Source organism: Brenneria nigrifluens DSM 30175 = ATCC 13028 (assembly GCF_005484965.1).
GTDB classification, from domain to species: domain Bacteria; phylum Pseudomonadota; class Gammaproteobacteria; order Enterobacterales; family Enterobacteriaceae; genus Brenneria; species Brenneria nigrifluens.
Window position 1 is genome coordinate 600,982 of the sequence record NZ_CP034036.1, and the last position, 15,735, is coordinate 616,716.

13 protein-coding genes are annotated in these 15,735 nt (G+C 61.6%); 5 read left to right on the forward strand and 8 right to left on the reverse strand.

Going from position 1 to position 15,735, the window contains the following annotated elements; translation table 11 throughout:
* Positions 1–7 precede the first annotated feature (7 nt).
* The 8 genes from EH206_RS02755 to EH206_RS02790 all read right to left on the reverse strand — a co-directional run bounded on the left by EH206_RS02755 (position 8) and on the right by EH206_RS02790 (position 10,365).
* On the reverse strand, positions 8–1,165 hold the full coding sequence (locus tag EH206_RS02755) for an FAD-dependent monooxygenase (RefSeq protein WP_009111290.1): 1,158 nt from the start codon (positions 1,163–1,165) through the stop codon (positions 8–10).
* Complete coding sequence (locus EH206_RS02760) at positions 1,162–2,346, reverse strand: MFS transporter (RefSeq protein ID WP_009111291.1); 1,185 nt, start codon at positions 2,344–2,346, stop codon at positions 1,162–1,164. The genes EH206_RS02755 and EH206_RS02760 overlap by 4 nt, the downstream gene beginning before the upstream one ends.
* 109 nt (positions 2,347–2,455) lie before the next feature.
* Positions 2,456–3,976: an MFS transporter gene (locus EH206_RS02765; RefSeq protein WP_009111292.1), complete on the reverse strand. Its 1,521-nt coding sequence runs from the start codon at positions 3,974–3,976 to the stop codon at positions 2,456–2,458.
* Positions 3,977–3,985: 9 nt separating this feature from the next.
* Positions 3,986–5,197 (reverse strand): HlyD/EmrA/EmrK family protein, encoded by a 1,212-nt coding sequence (locus EH206_RS02770; protein WP_009111293.1) that lies wholly within the window; start codon positions 5,195–5,197, stop codon positions 3,986–3,988.
* A gap of 13 nt (positions 5,198–5,210) precedes the next feature.
* On the reverse strand, positions 5,211–6,638 hold the full coding sequence (locus EH206_RS02775; RefSeq protein WP_198008317.1) for an efflux transporter outer membrane subunit: 1,428 nt from the start codon (positions 6,636–6,638) through the stop codon (positions 5,211–5,213).
* Positions 6,639–6,781: 143 nt separating this feature from the next.
* Positions 6,782–7,414 carry a TetR/AcrR family transcriptional regulator gene (locus EH206_RS02780; protein WP_009111295.1) on the reverse strand — a complete coding sequence of 211 codons (633 nt, stop codon included), beginning with the start codon at positions 7,412–7,414 and terminating at the stop codon, positions 6,782–6,784.
* An 864-nt stretch (positions 7,415–8,278) separates the two neighbouring features.
* Entirely contained in the window at positions 8,279–9,199 is a 921-nt protein-coding gene (locus tag EH206_RS02785; protein ID WP_009111297.1) for an aldo/keto reductase, read from the reverse strand.
* Between the two features lie 20 nt (positions 9,200–9,219).
* Positions 9,220–10,365: a metal-dependent hydrolase gene (locus tag EH206_RS02790; RefSeq protein ID WP_009111298.1), complete on the reverse strand. Its 1,146-nt coding sequence runs from the start codon at positions 10,363–10,365 to the stop codon at positions 9,220–9,222.
* A 417-nt stretch (positions 10,366–10,782) separates the two neighbouring features.
* On the opposite strand from EH206_RS02790, the gene EH206_RS02795 reads away from it, so the two are divergent.
* Genes EH206_RS02795 through EH206_RS02815 form a run of 5 tightly spaced genes read left to right on the forward strand, consistent with a single transcriptional unit; the run spans position 10,783 to position 15,731 of the window.
* Positions 10,783–11,883, forward strand: a complete 1,101-nt coding sequence (locus EH206_RS02795; RefSeq protein WP_009111299.1) for an ABC transporter ATP-binding protein — start codon at positions 10,783–10,785, stop codon at positions 11,881–11,883.
* Positions 11,880–12,530: an ABC transporter permease gene (locus EH206_RS02800; RefSeq protein ID WP_009111300.1), complete on the forward strand. Its 651-nt coding sequence runs from the start codon at positions 11,880–11,882 to the stop codon at positions 12,528–12,530. Before EH206_RS02795 ends, EH206_RS02800 begins: the two co-directional genes overlap by 4 nt.
* Complete coding sequence (locus EH206_RS02805) at positions 12,527–13,255, forward strand: ABC transporter permease (protein WP_009111301.1); 729 nt, start codon at positions 12,527–12,529, stop codon at positions 13,253–13,255. The genes EH206_RS02800 and EH206_RS02805 overlap by 4 nt, the downstream gene beginning before the upstream one ends.
* Positions 13,252–14,148, forward strand: a complete 897-nt coding sequence (locus EH206_RS02810) for an ABC transporter substrate-binding protein (protein WP_009111302.1) — start codon at positions 13,252–13,254, stop codon at positions 14,146–14,148. The genes EH206_RS02805 and EH206_RS02810 overlap by 4 nt, the downstream gene beginning before the upstream one ends.
* Before the next feature lie 14 nt (positions 14,149–14,162).
* Complete coding sequence (locus tag EH206_RS02815) at positions 14,163–15,731, forward strand: HAL/PAL/TAL family ammonia-lyase (RefSeq protein ID WP_009111303.1); 1,569 nt, start codon at positions 14,163–14,165, stop codon at positions 15,729–15,731.
* Positions 15,732–15,735 lie beyond the last annotated feature (4 nt).

Genomic DNA, 15,735 nt, shown 5'->3' on the forward strand with positions numbered 1-15,735 from the left:
GGGTATATTACTCATCTGTTGGTAAGCCCGATCCGTTAGATTCAGCATAGTGACGATATTCGGCGCTGATCCGGCTTGAATGCGCGACCAACCCGCGGACATATGGCAGGCGCGCCGCCTCGTAGCGAGCGAATGCCGCAGCGATGGGTTCAGCTGTTTTCCGCGAGGCCAGTATCCGGGCCAGCACAGCAGCATCCTCCACCCCGGTCAGGTAACCGCGACCGGTCATGGGCGAGACGACGTGGGCAGCGTCGCCGACGACAGCCAATGCGCCGCGCGCCAGACGCGGTGGCTGGTACTCGGCGATCGGGGCACCACTCAAAACGGCTGACGAACGCACGCCGGCCGCCACCGCCTCCGCCCATGCCGCGGGCCATAGCCGTGGCGCGAGCGCGGCCAGTTCTTCCCTGACCTTGTTCTCGATCATCCCGCGTCCGAGCGTTCCCACGATGTGGCCATCGGCCGTCAGGCAACCGGTGCGACGCAGCAGTTCGTCCCGATGCACGTCGAACCAGGCGAAGGTGATCTGGCGCCGTCCGGCTTCCACAGAGCCGTCGCGGCCGGGAAGGGTCGCGGCGACCAGCCGGTAGCCGTCCACGAATTCGATCCACAGGCCGCCGTCGGATGGCCAGGGAACCGGGCGCGCCAGCGCCCGTTCTTCGACCAGCCCGCGCCACACCAGGTAGCCGGCATAGCGGGCGAACGGCCCTTCTGGCGAGATCGCACGGCGTACGACGCTGCGGTAGCCGTCGGCGCCGATCACCGCGGCGGTAATTCGCTCGGTGCCGTCGGCAAAGACGATACGTGCCCGATCGCCAAGGTCTGTGACCGAGGCGACGGCCCGGCCCTCTTCCAGAACGATGCCCGGGGTCGCGGCGACGCGATCGCGCAGCCAGGCGTAGAGCGCCGGCCAGGTCGTCAGCTCGCGATAGGCGGGCACCACAGGCAAGACGGGTTGCGCACGCGGATCGTGGCCCACCGTTGCGGCGACCGCATCCAGATCGATGCTTAGGCTATCTCCGCCGTGGCGGTGACCAACTGCGCGTTCGACGATGCGCACGGAAACCCCTCTTGATGCGCAGGCCAGTGCCAGCGTCAGCCCAGCCAGCGAGCCGCCGACAATAGTGATTTCCGAAGGGACGGTCGTAATGGTGTCAGTGTTCATGGTCGTTGCCTGTTATCCAGCGGGGCGGAGGAGGGATGCTTCGCTCCGCCACTGAGCATCAGCAGAACGGCCAGCCCCAGTCCTGCCGTCACCGCTCCGGCCACGGCGACGAACGGGTAGGCGAGTCCTGCCGCTATGACTGCGCCGCCCAGCGCCGCGCCGACTGCGTTGCCGAGGTTGAAAGCGCCGATGTTCACCGAGGAGGCCAGATTGGGCGCGCCTTGCGCGGCGGCCATAACGCGCATCTGCAAGGGAGGCATCACGGCGAAGCTGGCCACCCCCCACAGGAACACGAGCACCGCGGTCGGTACGCGGTAGGGCATGAAGATGGCGAAGAGCACCAATGAGATCACCAGTGCGGCGAGCGATACCGCCAGTGTCCGGTCGGGGTAGCGGTCCGTAAACTTGCCGCCGAGCCAGTTCCCGACCGTGAGGCCGATGCCGTAGGTGACGAGCATGGCCGTGACGAAAGTAGTCGACGCCTCCGTCTCGATCCGCAGCATGGGGACGATATAGGTGAAAACCGTGAACATGGCGCTCGAACTCAGCACCGTCAGCCCGAGCGCGATCCCGACCGGGCGGCTAGCCAGTACCCGCAGTTCGGCATAGGCGTTGCCAGCGGGCGGAGCCGGGATGGCCGGCAGCGTTTTCCAGAGCGCCGTCATCGTGAAGACGCCGATCCCGCTGATGCCCCAGAACGCGGCACGCCACCCCAGCGCTTCTCCCGTCCAGGTAGCCAGGGGCACGCCTACCACGTTGGCGATCGTCAGCCCCATGAACATGGCCGAGACGGCCGCCGCCCGGCGATGGGGCGGGGCGAGACCGGCCGCCACGACGGAGCCGATGCCGAAAAAGGCGCCGTGATTGAGCGAGGTAATCACTCTGGCGAGCAGGAGCATACCGTAGCCGCCGGAAACCGCGGCGAGCAGGTTGCCGAGCGTGAAGATCGCGGCCAGCCCGATCAGGAGCGTGCGCCTGGGCAAGCGGCTGGTCGTCAGCGCCATGAGAGGCGCGCCGATCATCACGCCCAGGGCGTAGGCGCTGATCAGGATGCCTGCCGTGGGAATAGAGACACCGAGGTCATGGGCGATCAGAGGGAGCATGCCCATCGGGGCGAACTCAGTGACGCCAATGCCAAAGGCGCCCGCTGCCAGAGCGAGAACCGGCAGATTAAATTTCATATGACTTTTCCTGTTATGTCCGCCAGGGGCTGCTGGTCATGGGCAACATTTGTATGCCTCTTGCGCAAGGCGCCCCTACGAAAGAATTTCTGAAGTAACGACAACCCGCTCACCGGAATACCTTTTGCAGAACGGAAAGCACAGCGGCGATGACGGCGACCCAGATCACGACCCAGAAAAACTCGATCCCCGCCATCAGAGAAGCCTGCTGGCTGATTTGCTGTGCGACCTGCGCGATCGCCATCTGGCTGGCCTGACCGGCTTCGTGGGACAGAGAAAAGAACTGGCTGAGCTGCTGCAGTTGCTGCGTGAAAATGGGGTCATCTTGGGTCAGCCGGATGTTTATCGCGCCGTACTGTACCGTGCTTCGCCATTGCATGAAAATAGTCGCAATGCTGGTGCCCGCCGCCATAGCGATCTGGCCGAGCATATTCTTGACCTGCTGCGCATGGGCGAACAGCGCGTCCTCATGTCCGACATCGCGGAAAGTTTGCATCGCGGTGGTCGCCAGCACCAGCATGACGAAGCAGCCGTTGAGCGCGAGCGCCGGCAGGATGTGCAGCCACATATCGGCGACCGGCGTCAGCGAGGACAACAGCCAGCCGAAGGCCGCCAGCGAAAGGAACCCCAGGACGAAGAACTTCTTCGGCGCCGGGTATTTGGGCAGCACGCGCATCATCACCAGCCAGGTCAGCAGCGACGCGGTGAGTCCCAGAGCCTGGAACTTGCCGATGGTTTCCCAGGAATAGCCCAGGCCGCTTTGCAGGAAGAACGGCAGGATGTAGTTATTGGAACCCAGGATAAGGTAGCTGAAAGAAAACATACCCACGCCCAGGACATAGCGCGGGGTCATCAGTTCGCGGATCTTCAGTAACGGGCGCTGGTGGTTATGTTCAACGTGGAAGTAGGTATAGAGTGCGAACACGGCCAGCGTGGCGAAGACCAGCATAATGCCGGTGTCGTTATAGAAGTCGTAGTAGGAGCGTTGCAGGACGTACAGCAGGAAGAACGAGCCGAGAGCCAGTAGCAGCAAGCGTGCGGGGCTGGTCCGTGTGCGCTCCTGCTCCGGGTGGGGATCTCTGGGCAGGAACCGCATCGAGAGCCCGGCAGCCACCAGCGCGCAGGCGATCAGCACCCAGAACATGGCCTGCCAGGTGTCGTGGGTGACAGCCAGAGATGCGACCAGCGGCGCAGCGGCGGTGCCGCTGGCCAGTCCGACGGCGAATACCTTGATACCGACGAAGCGGCCGGGGCCGGGAGGGATGTGATTGACGAGGATACGCGACGTCGTCATGAACGAAGCGCCACCCAGCGCCATCACCACCCGACCGATGGCAAACGTGCTCAGATTGTGACTCAGGCTGCACAGTAGAGCCCCGGCGATGTAGACGATGATCGACCCGATCATGTAATTGCGCCAGCCCAGGCGTTCGGTCAGCCAGCGCTGCTTGGCGATCGCGACCACCGCGACGCAGGCATAGAGCGCTGCGACCAGGCTGTATTCCTCGGGGCTGGCGTCGATCTCCCCGCGGATCGGGACGGAGGCGAAGGCTATCATGCCGGTCTGGAGAAACTCCAGGCCGCACAGCAGGCAAACCGTCGCCAGAAGTGCGCCGTGTTTTCTGTACATAAGGCAGACCTATTGCGCGGCCGCGATCCGCGGCTGTCCTTCGTTATCCCGGATCACCGCTTCCACAATGGCGTCGGCATCCTGCAGCTCATGGTTATAGACTTCGGTCTGGTAGACGAAGCCAGGTTCGATATCCTTGCGGATCATCTCCCCGCTGCGATCCTGGGTGTTCACCGACACGCGCATCGACAGTCCAATACGCAGCGGTTGGCGGGCTATCTCCTGCGGGTCCAGCGCGATCCTGACCGGCACGCGCTGGGTGACCTTGATCCAGTTGCCTGTCGCGTTCTGGGCGGGCAACAGAGCGAAGGCGCTGCCGGTTCCGGCGTCCAGCCCCACGATCTTGCCGTGGTAGACCACGCTACGGCCGTAGATATCGGCGGTCAACTCGGCCGGCTGGCCTATGCGCAGGTGCTCAAGCTGCGACTCTTTGAAATTGGCGTTGACCCATAGCTGATCCAACGGAACCACGGACATCAGCGCCACGCCCGGATTGATGCGTTGACCCAGTTGCACGCTGCGTTTGGCCACGGTGCCGTCCACCGGCGACGGAATGGCCGTGCGTGCGCGGGCTATATACGCATCGCGCAGGTTGGTCGCGGCGGCCAGCACGTCGGGATGTGTGCGCAAATCGGTGCCATCGACCATTGCACGGCGCTGTGCCAGCGACTGGTCCACCGCGGTCAGGGCGGCCTGCGCGTTCTTGAGCACGTCTTCGGCATGGCTGATCTCCTCGCGCGAGACGGCGCCGCTGGCGGCGAGCCGGGTACGGCGCGCCAGGTCGGTCGTGGCTTTCTGGACATCGTTCTGGCGCTGCGCGACCTCGGCTTGCAACTGCCGGACCTGCGAATACTGCGTTCGGGCCATCCGCGTGGCCTTGGCCAGCTCGGTTCTGGCGCGCTCGAACTGAACTTCCTGGTCGACCGGATTGAGCGTGACCAGCGGCGCACCGGCTTTCACATGGTCGGTGTTGTCCGCCGCGATGGCCGTCACGGTGCCGCTGATCTGGGCGGTCACCTGCACGACGTTGCCATCCACATAGGCATCTTCGGTGCGTTCGACATTGTGTTGCAGAACATACCAGACGATCCCGGCGATCAGGGGTACGAGCACCACTGCCGTTACCACCCGGCCTTGCGCCTGGAACGGCGAGGGCGCCTTACCGTCGCCCACGGGACTGGACGGCGTTTGTGGTTGACGGGGTTGCGTATTTTGATTCATGTCCATGGATTCCTTATTCTTTGGCGCCATCAAGAGGCAAATCGGGAACGTAGCCGCCGCCCAGGGCACGGCTCAGGTTCGCTTCCAGGGCCAGACCCCGGGATTGCAGCTGGACGAGTTGGCGCCGCTGCGCAAGCGCATCGCTTTGCGTGGTGAGTACCTGAATGTAGGTCGCCAGTCCGGCGCCGTAGCGTTGATCGACCAACTTTGCGGCATCGTCGGCCGTCTGCACCGCCTGTTGCTGCTGGTGGATACGTTCGCGCAGCCAGCGGATCGATGAGAGCTGGTCCGAGATGTCGTGCAGCGCATCGACCAACGTCTGGTTGTAATCCTCGACTGCAATGTCATAGGCGGCGTTCTGCGCGGCCAGGTTGGCGCGCAACCGTCCGCCTTCGAAGATCGGCAGGCTGATGGCGGGCCCGATGCCCAGGATGCGGCTGCCGGCCTCGGTGAACTGGTCGAAGCCGAGGCTTTGGTAGCCGGCGAAAGCCGACAGGTTGACGTTCGGATAGAAGCGCGCCTTCGCGCCTTCGATCTCGTGGCGTGCCGCTTCCACGCGCCAGCGCTGGGCGACCACGTCCGGGCGGTGGCCGAGAAGCTCGGCCGGCAGGTTGCTGGGAATGGTCACCGTATCGAGGCGCTTGAGTTGCGGCGCGGCGATGGCCCGGCCCCGGTCCGGCCCTTTGCCAAGCAGGGCGGCGAGCCGGTTGCGGCTCAGTTCCATCGATTCGCCCAGCGCGGCGATCCGGGCGCGGGTTGCGGGGATCGCCGCCTGTGCCTGCTTGATGTCGATCTGCGAATCCAGCTCGGCCGTAAATCTCTGTTGCGTGAGCGACAAAACCTGCTCTTGTTGCTTGAGCATCTGACGTTCGATCGCCAGTTGTTCGTTGCCCTGTTGTAATTCGATATAGGCTTGCACTATAGCTGACGACAACATCAATTGGGTGGCATAGCGATCGACCTCCATCGCTTTGCTACGCCCCAGAGCCGCCTCGACGGCAGCCCGGTTCTTGCCCCAGAAGTCCAGTTCATAGCCGACGTTTAGCGTGCCCTGGTTCACGGTCTGCCAGGTGCCGGCCATCACCGCCGGCGTCGTGCCGTTCTCGCTATACCGCTGGCGCGTGCTGGCGACATTGGCATCCATGTGCGGCAATAACTGTGCCTGCGCCATGCCCTGCATCGCTTCGGCCTGGCGGACCCGTGCTGCGGCTCCACGCAGGGTCGGACTACCGGCCAGCGCCTCGTCGACAAGTTGATTCAACTGGCCGTCGCCGAAAGCGCGCCACCATTGTTCCTGCGGCCAGCGGGCCTCGGAAATCACGACGCCGGCTAACGATTGGCTGGCCGTCAGGTCAGTAATATCGCCAGGAACCGATGATGGCTTGAGGTTTCCGGGTGCGCATCCGGTTAAGCTGACTACGCCAAGCAGGGCTGCCGCCAATAGACGCAAACCATCGGATAAATTATTTATGTCGCTCGCAGACGACGATAATGTTCTCATAGAAACCATTAGTATCTATATGGATGAAAAAATAGAGGTCAGCATGACCTCTACGACCTCTTACTTGCCGCGCAATATTTTGGTTAGGACGCGCGAAGCCCTTTCATTAAAACGCGAACGGCATCTTCGATAGTCTGCCTGCTTTTCAGATTGCCTGTGAGCAGGTGTAGCCAGGACATCCCTGTCAGCATTGCCACAACGGCGTCAATGCTTGATGTCTTTGTGACCTCACCCCGTTCGATTGCACGAGCGAAGATGCGGCGCAGAATGCGTTCTCGCCGTGGCAGGAAGAGCTGACGGAATTCTTCCAGAGAGTCAGGGTTTAGCTGAATCTCCGAAATGAAACTACGCAGCGCTTCGCCGGAACAGGTGGCGCTCCACCAGTTCCACAAGGAATTCAGATGGATCTTGAGATCCTGTTCAAGGCTTCCGGTATTGGGATCAACGAGAGAAGCCTCTCCTGAGCGTTCATACACCTCTCGTATCAGTTCCGCCTTGCTGCCCCACCAGCGGTAGATGGTGGGTTTGCTCGCGCCGGCGCGTGCGACTACTGCATCAAGCGTGAATGCCTTGTAGCCATTCTCTTCCAGGATGTCGGCGGCGGCGGTCAGGATTGCCTCGGTGCTCTCCTTACTTCGTACCGCACCGACCGACAGCCGGCTTCGACCTTTGGGTTTGCTATCGGTAGAATTGGTAACCTTCTTTTGTGTGTTCATAGGTTGTCTGGCCTTCGAAGCTCGCTACTGCTTTCAGCACCACCCAAAAACGGCCCGATACTCTTTTTGCGGGCGCCATAGCCAGGCCATGCGCCCGGACAAGCGGACAATTGGATAGCATGCCTATGGGAGTGGTGCCGGGCGAAGCCTTTATTGTGGTTGTATAAATCGTGGAAAACGAGTAAGCGTCCTTTAATAGATACTGATGGTATTTATAAGATATTATGCGACACTCGTCAATCATCATTAAGAAATTTTCCCCTGAAGACCCGGCAACTGCCTAAATGTGAAATCTGACCCTATTCAGGGCTGGTGCGTAGTTTTTTGCATGTCTGTTTCGTGGACTGTATCGAAAGCGGCCGGTTTGTAATGGTGAAATTTTTACTTTCTCCCATCGCCGCCACGGTATGAGTAAAAGAAACAAACTGGCGATAATAATATCGGTGATATGAGCAGGCAAAACCCAAAACGTTCTGGCATTTAAAACAACCGCAGGTATACCGGGCAGGCCGTAATTGCCTGTGGCACTTCAGCGTGGTGTATTTCGGCGTACGCAGCTATGTGCTGCCGGGTCCGATCGCCGTGGCGCAAGCCCTCTTGCAACGGCATCGGCAACGGACTTTACCTTGAACATATCTACGTTACGCTCAGCGAAACGCTAACCGGGTTCGCCGTCTCCGCCTTTTTCAACCCAACCGCCTTAACAGCGGCCTCGGCATTCAGGCGAACCGCGAGGCTCGCGAATCGCACCGGATGATATGCACGCACCGGCGATGCGCTTAGTTGCGCAGGCGATGTTTCAGTCCCGGATAACTCATTGGCTTCCAGCAGATGCTGCACCCGCATTCGTCCGGGCGTTGGAACTCAGAGCAAATCTATCAGGCGTTTGCGGAACGCCTGGTCAGCCTCTCTTCCTCGTCCGGCCTGGAGATTATCCGCCATGTGGCGCGGATTTCCCGCTCCGGGGATCACACAGGTCACCGCCGGATGGCTGAGGCAGAACTTCAGCAAGAGTTGCGGCCAACTGGCGCAGTCGTAATCTCCGGACCAGGCCGGCAGCGGTTGCCGCAGGATATTACGCAGCAGGCTGCCGCCGCCGAAGGGACGGTTGATCAGCACCGCCACGCCGTGCTCCCGCGCCAGGGGCAGAATGCGCCGCTCGGCCTCGCGGTCGTTGAGGGCGTAGTTAATCTGTAGAAAGTCCGGTTTTTCCGCCAGCAGCACCTTCTCCAGTTGGTCGTAGGCGCTGGCGGTGTAATGGGTGACGCCCAGGTAGCGGATGCGGCTTTCTTCCTTCCACCGCCGCAGCGTCGCCAGGTGCTCCCGCCAGTCCATCAGGTTGTGTACCTGCATCAGGTCGATGGGCCTCTGTAGCAGGCGCATGGAATCCTGCATCTGTTCTATTCCGCGCTGACGGCCCTGGGTCCAGACCTTGGTGGCGATAAAGGCGCTCTCGCGGCCTGGCAACCCGTCCAGCAGAGCGCCGACCGCCGCCTCGGCCCGGCCGTACATCGGGGAGCTGTCGATCACCGAGCCGCCGGCGGCGAAGAGTTCTTCCAGCACCTTGCGGCAATCGGCCCAGGCGGCGCCGTCGGCAGGGGAGATATCGAAGTTGCGGTAGGTGCCGACCCCAATCACCGGCAACGGCTCGCCGCTGGCGGGAATGGCGCGGCGACGCAGCGGATGTCGCTCCGATGCGGCGCTCAGGCTGAAGGGGCTGACGGCGCAGAGTGCGGCGCCTGCGGCAAGACGGAGAAATTCGCTGCGGGTAATAGCGGTTTTCATGGTTCGGTCTCCTGCGGGTATCAGTGGTAGCGCGCCTTTGAGAGAGAGCCTGGCAGGTTGCGGATCCTGCCCTCAGCCGGCGGATTCGCCGCCGAGGCGGCAACTTCGCAGGCGCGCGCGGCGGACGTTTCTCGATATCTGTCCGACCAATCAGCAAGCGGCAAAGGCGGCTGCTGATGGAAGATGCGCCTGATCATCGGCCGTAATTTCCCCATGTCGGCCATGCCGTCCGGCCAGGTGGTGGGGACCACGGCGGTCCAATGACCATCGGCATCGCACTGCGCCATCTTGAAACGGAAGCTGTAATTGCCGGCGATGCCCATACGCAAGTCGCTGACCACCAGCGAATCGCCGATAATGTCGTAGCGCAGCCAATCATTCGTGAACCAGCGCAGCCTGTCGTGCAGCGGCACGCCGTCCAATAACCGTGCGATATCGGGATTAAGCGGCAGACGCACCCATTCAGGCGGCTGGCTATCAAACCAGCTGCTCACAGACTCATAGTAGTGGCCGTCAGGGGTTTTGGCGATAACGCGCCATAGCAGCGTATTGAATGGCATGGACACGGCAAGCACCTTTGTCGCCGTTATTCCCTGATTGCTCATGGCCTGCTGAACGCGATGTTCGGCCAGCATGCGTCCGCCTAGCCCAAAGGCGAGATAGGCGGTACTGAACGCCAACGCGCAGCACAGAACGCCGACGCCGCGCGCATTCACGCCTTTTACCGCGGCAAAAACCACCGCCGCCAGCAAGGGGAGGGTGTAGAACGGGTCGATGATGAAAATCGCCGACCAGCTTTCCGGAATGGAGGGTATCGGCCAGAAAAGCTGGGTGCCGTAGACGGTAAACGCATCCAGCACCGGGTGGGTAACAAGCACCAGCCACAGGGTTAAAAACAGGCGGCCCCCACTGTAGGGCGCGGCGGGCCAGCGCTGTCGAATCAGCCAGCTTAACAGCGCCGCCAATGCCGTCAGCACGAAGATGGAATGCGAAAATCCGCGGTGATAGGTCATCATCGACACCGGGTCGGCGTAGCGTATTACCACATCCAGGTCCGGCAGGGTCGCCAGCGCGGCGCCGTAGAAAAGTGCGCGCCGTCCCTGCGTCCGTCCCAACAGACTGCCTTGTATTGCTCCCCCCAACAGGGCCTGTGTTACAGAATCCATATCATGAGCCTCTACCTATCAGGTGAATATGGTTCGCCTAAGCCAGCGAAACCCTGACATCTTAGCGGTGAACGCGGCGGCGGTGCACAACAAAAGTGCATCATGTGACTTTGTAGTGCGCTTTCCCTCTACCCCCCTTTTCTTGTTTCCCACCCTTGACCCCTTCAATAAGGCGCGGTTCGGCTTTTTATGGTCTGTTGTTTATTTGGCATTAATTTTGCTTGTTGTACATACAAGATTATACATTAGATGATCTGTAAGACTGGCGCTGGCGGCCGCTGTTGGCAACCGGGAATGCCGTAGCCGGGAAAAGGAGATTTCCACCAGGAAGGACGGACAAACATAAGCGCGCAGCGTGAAAAGCAGGCTCTGACGCCAGGCGCATCGCAGATAGACGATAAGGTGACCGGATAAAGCATGATCTTATTTGACGACGTAACAAAACACTATGCGGACGGCACGCTGGTCGTAGACCGGCTTTCATTTAGCGCGCCGACCGGCAAGCTCACCATTCTCGTCGGTCCGTCGGGGTGCGGCAAAACCACCTCGCTGCGTATGATTAACCGGCTGATTCAGCCCTCCTCAGGAAAAATTCTCCTCAACGGCCAGTCTACGGCGGAGATGGACGTGGTGCAATTGCGGCGCAAGATCGGCTATGTGATCCAGAGCGCCGGCCTGTTTCCCCATAAGACCATTGTCGATAACGTCGCGGTCACCGCCCGCCTCAACGGCGCATCGCGTCATACCGCGAGGAAGACGGCGCTGGAACTGCTGGAGCGCGTGGGGTTGTCCGCCGCGCTGGCGCAGCGTTATCCGTGGCAGTTATCCGGCGGTCAGCAGCAGCGCGTCGGGGTGGCCAGGGCGCTGGCGTCGGACCCTGAATTTATGCTGATGGATGAACCGTTCAGCGCCGTGGACCCGGTGGTGCGCGAACAGTTGCAGGATGAGTTTTTACGTCTGCAGCGGGATATCGGCAAAACCATCATCATGGTGACTCATGATATTGATGAAGCGATGAAACTTGGCGATCGGATCGCCGTGCTAAGGCCGGGCGGGCGGCTGGCGCAGATCGCTTCGCCGGCGGAACTGCTGAATGCGCCGCGGGATCCGTTCGTCGCCGACTTTATCGGCCGGGATCGCGGTTATCGCAAGCTGACGTTCAGCGCGATCCACCCCCGGCTGGCGTTGCAGGATGAGCCAGCCATTGCCCTGGGTTCTTCAACCGCCGAGGCGCGCAACTGCGCCAACGGCCGCTGGGTTCTGGTGGTTGAGGAGGGGCGGCCGCTGGGCTGGTTCGATCTTAATCAGCCGCGCGAGGTCGTCGGCCGGCAGGATCTCAATCTGGGCAGCACCTTCGCGCCCTTGTCCGGTTCGTTAAGGCAACTGACCGATGCGGTGCTCAGTTCGCCCTGTCAGCGGGGGATCGTGGTCGACGAACAGCAGAAATTGCTGGGGTCGGTCAATATGGAGAGCGTGCTGGCGGCATTGCAGAACCACGACGCGGGGGACGCATTATGAGATTCGACTGGCTGATGCGTCAGAGCGACCAGATTTTGCATCTGTTCGGCTGGCATCTTTATCTGTCGGTGGTGCCGGTCATCGTCGGGCTGATACTGGCGATCCCCACCGGCTGGGCGATTCATCATCTGCCCCGCCTCAAGAGCGCGATCCTCAGCCTGTTCGGGTTGCTGTACACCATCCCGTCTCTGGCGCTGTTCGTCCTGCTGCCCGGCATCCTGGGCACCAGAATTCTCGATACGCTCAACGTGCTGGTGGCGCTGACCATTTACGCCTTCGCGCTGCTGGTGCGCACGGTATGCGACGGGCTCGACTCGGTATCGGAAGATGTGCGTCAGGCGGCGGCGGGGCTGGGTTATAGACCGCTGCCGCGCTTTTTGACCGTCGAGCTGCCGGTGGCGTTGCCGGTGATCGCCGCCGGACTGCGGGTGGTGGTGGTGTCCAACGTCAGCATTGTCTCGATCGCCGCGCTGGTCGGCATGCCGCAGCTCGGCACGCTGTTCACCCAGGGGTTTCAGCTCCATTTCCTCACCCCGATTATCGCCGGCATCGTGCTGTGCATCCTGCTGGCGCTGATACTCGATAATCTGGTGCTGTTGTTAACGCGCAGGATGACCTGCTGGATACCGCCGCGGGGGCTACGATGATTGACTGGTTTTTAGATAGCGCCCACTGGCTGGGCGACGAAGGCATGCTGCAACTGATTTATCAGCATCTGCTGTACAGCCTCGCGGCGTTGGCGATTGCGCTGGCGCTGGCGTTTCCCGTCGGCTGTTACGTCGGCCATACCGGTAAAGGCGGCGTGATGCTGATCGGCTGGGCCAATGCGCTGCGCGCGCTGCCGTCGTTCGGCTTGATTATCCTGCTGGTGATTCTGTTCGGCCCGGTATTCGAGTCCGATATGGCCTTTATTGTGCCCTGTCTGATCGTCCTGATCATTCTGGCGCTGCCGCCGATTATGCTGGGAATTTATTCCGGCATCGCCGCGATCGATTCCGCGGTGATTGATGCCGCCGCCGGCATGGGCTACTCCCCGTTGCGGATATTATTCACGGTGGAGCTGCCCTGCGCGCTGGCGCTGATCCTGTCCGGTATTCGCAGCGCGGCGCTGCAAATCATCTCCACCGCCACCATCGCCGCCTATGTGTCGCTGGGCGGGCTGGGCCGTCTGATTATCGACGGCCGGGCGCAGAATGATTATCAGCAGATGGCGGCGGGCGCCATTCTGGTGGCGTTGCTGGCGCTGCTGACGGATTGCCTGTTTTCCCTGCTTACGCGTTTGTGTGTTTCGCCCGGTATTTTGCGGCGCGAATCTCGTCTTAAAAAGCACGTTTCAACGTCCTCTTCTCTCGATCGGAGCCTGGTAAAATGAAATTCACTCAACTGATTGCCGTCTCGCTGTTTTCCACCGTGCTGTTTCAGTCCGCGCACGCCGAATCCAATACCGCCGCCGCCAAGGATGTCGGCACCGTGATCGTCGGCTCGGCCGATTTCCCGGAAAGCCAACTGCTGGCGACCATTTATGCCGCGGCGCTTACGGCAAATAACATCAAAGTGGAGAAGAAATTAAATATCGGCAGTCGCGAGGTTTACCTGCCGGCGCTGCTGGATGGTTCGCTTCACCTGCTTCCGGAGTACAGCGGCGCCACGCTGAGCTATCTGGATCACGCCACTCAGGCGCACAGTTCCGCAGAGGTGGAGAAAGCGCTGGCCGCCGCGCTGCCGCCGGGCATCAGAATGCTGGAAACCTCCTCCGCCCAGAACAGCGACGTGCTGGCCGTGACGGAGAAAACCGCCAGGCTGTACAATCTGAAAACCATTGACGATCTGGCGCCGATAGCCGGACAGCTGGTGCTGGGCGGCCCTGCCGAGTGGAAAAGCCGCCGTGAAGGGGTTAAGGGATTACAGGACGTGTACGGCCTGACCTTTAAATCCTTCAAGGTGCTGGACGTGGCCGGTCCGTTAACGTTGTCCGCCCTGATGAACAATCAGATTCAGGTGGCGGATCTGACCTCAACGACGCCGGAACTGAAGAAAAATCATCTGGTGGCGCTGTCCGATCCCCGCAACCTGTTTTTGGCGCAGAATATCGTGCCGCTGATCGCGGAAGATAAATTGAACGGCACCATCGAGACGGTGCTGAATAAGGTGTCGGCCCGGCTTACCACCGAAGATTTGATCGCCATGAATGAAAAGCTGGGCAATTTTGCAAGCATTGACGATGTGGCCGACGAATGGCTGGTTCAGCACGGTATTAAACAATAGGCGGGCGCAGGCGGATGAACACAACACGGGATGAACGGCGCGCGGGCGATCAGGATAGCGTGGCGCTGGGCAGGGCGGCCTCATCGCCGGCGGATATCGTCGGCATCGCCGATGGGGCGCGAGTAGAACTGGAAGCGACGGCTCTTGAGGGAATGCTGACGGTAAACCGGCGCATCCATCAGGCTATCGCCCAGGGGCGGGTTATTTACGGGCTGACCACCGGCGTCGGCGATCTGGTCACGCAGCGTTTGTCCGCGGACGACATCGCCGATGTTCAGCTGAATATGCTGCGAAGCCACGCCTGCGGCGTGGGCGCGCCTCTGGCGGAGCGCGAGGTGCGCGCCATGATGGCGGTGATGCTCAAGTCGCTGTTGCAGGGCTACAGCGGGGTCAGTCCGGCGCTGGCGGCGCTGATGGCCGAGATGCTGAACAAGGGGGTCACGCCCTGGTCGCCGGCCAAAGGGTCGGTCGGCTATTTGATCGCCACCGCGCATATCGGGCTGGCGGTCTTCGGCATCGGCAAATGCTGGTATCAAGGAGCGTTGCTGCCGGCGAAAGAGGCGCTCGAACGGGCGGGTATTGAACTGCGCACGCCCGGCCCGCGCGAAGGGCACGCGCTGGTCAGCGGCACTTATGAAATCACCGCGCTGGGTTGCCTGGCGGTGGAAACGTTTCAGGCGCTGCTGCCGGTGGCGGACGCCGCCGGCGCCATGAGTCTTGAGGCGCTGAAGGGCAATACCCGCGGTTATGACGCCCGCCTGCACGCGCTGCGGCCGTTTCACGGTCAGCAGGAGACCGCGCGTATTTTGCGCAGCCTGCTGACGGACAGCGAAATTCTGCATAAGTACCGCGACTTTCGGGTACAGGATGCCCTCAGCCTGCGCTGTATTCCGCAGATCCACGGCGCGGTGCGCGATCAGCTGGCCCATTGTCGACAGATGGTGACCACCGAACTGAATTCGGTAACCGATAATCCGGTGTTTTTGCTCGAACAGGATGAACTGGTGGTGCTGCCGGGCGGCAACGGTCATGGCGCGCCGCTGGCGCTAAGCCTGGATGCGCTGGCGATTGCCGTCGCGCAGCTCAGCACCGCGTCTCAGGCGCGCTCGGACCGGCTGACCAATAGCCATCTTAGCGGCCTGCCCGCTTTCCTGATTGCCCAGGGCGGGGCGAACTCCGGCATGATGATCCCGCCTTACGTCGCCGCGGCCTTGGCCGGCGATAACCGCGCTCTGGCGGCGCCGGCCAGCGTGCACACGGTGTCCACCTGCGCCGGCCAGGAGGATCACGTCAGCATGGGGGTGAGCGCGGCGCGCAAGGCGCTGGAGGGGATTGAAAACGCCGTCGATATCCTGGCCATCGAATTGCTGTGCGCCACCCAGGCGCTGGAGTTTCACCGTCCGCTGCGCGCGTCGCGCGGTAGTGAAACGGTGCTGGCGGCGGTGCGCCGTCAGGTGCCGTTCCGCCAGCAGGACCGCGAAATGGCGCCTGATATGCGGGCCGTTCGCGATCTGATTAGCGGCGGCGAGCTGTTGCGGCGTCTGACGCCGATCGTTTATCCCGTTGCAGATAAAGACGCTTAGGCAT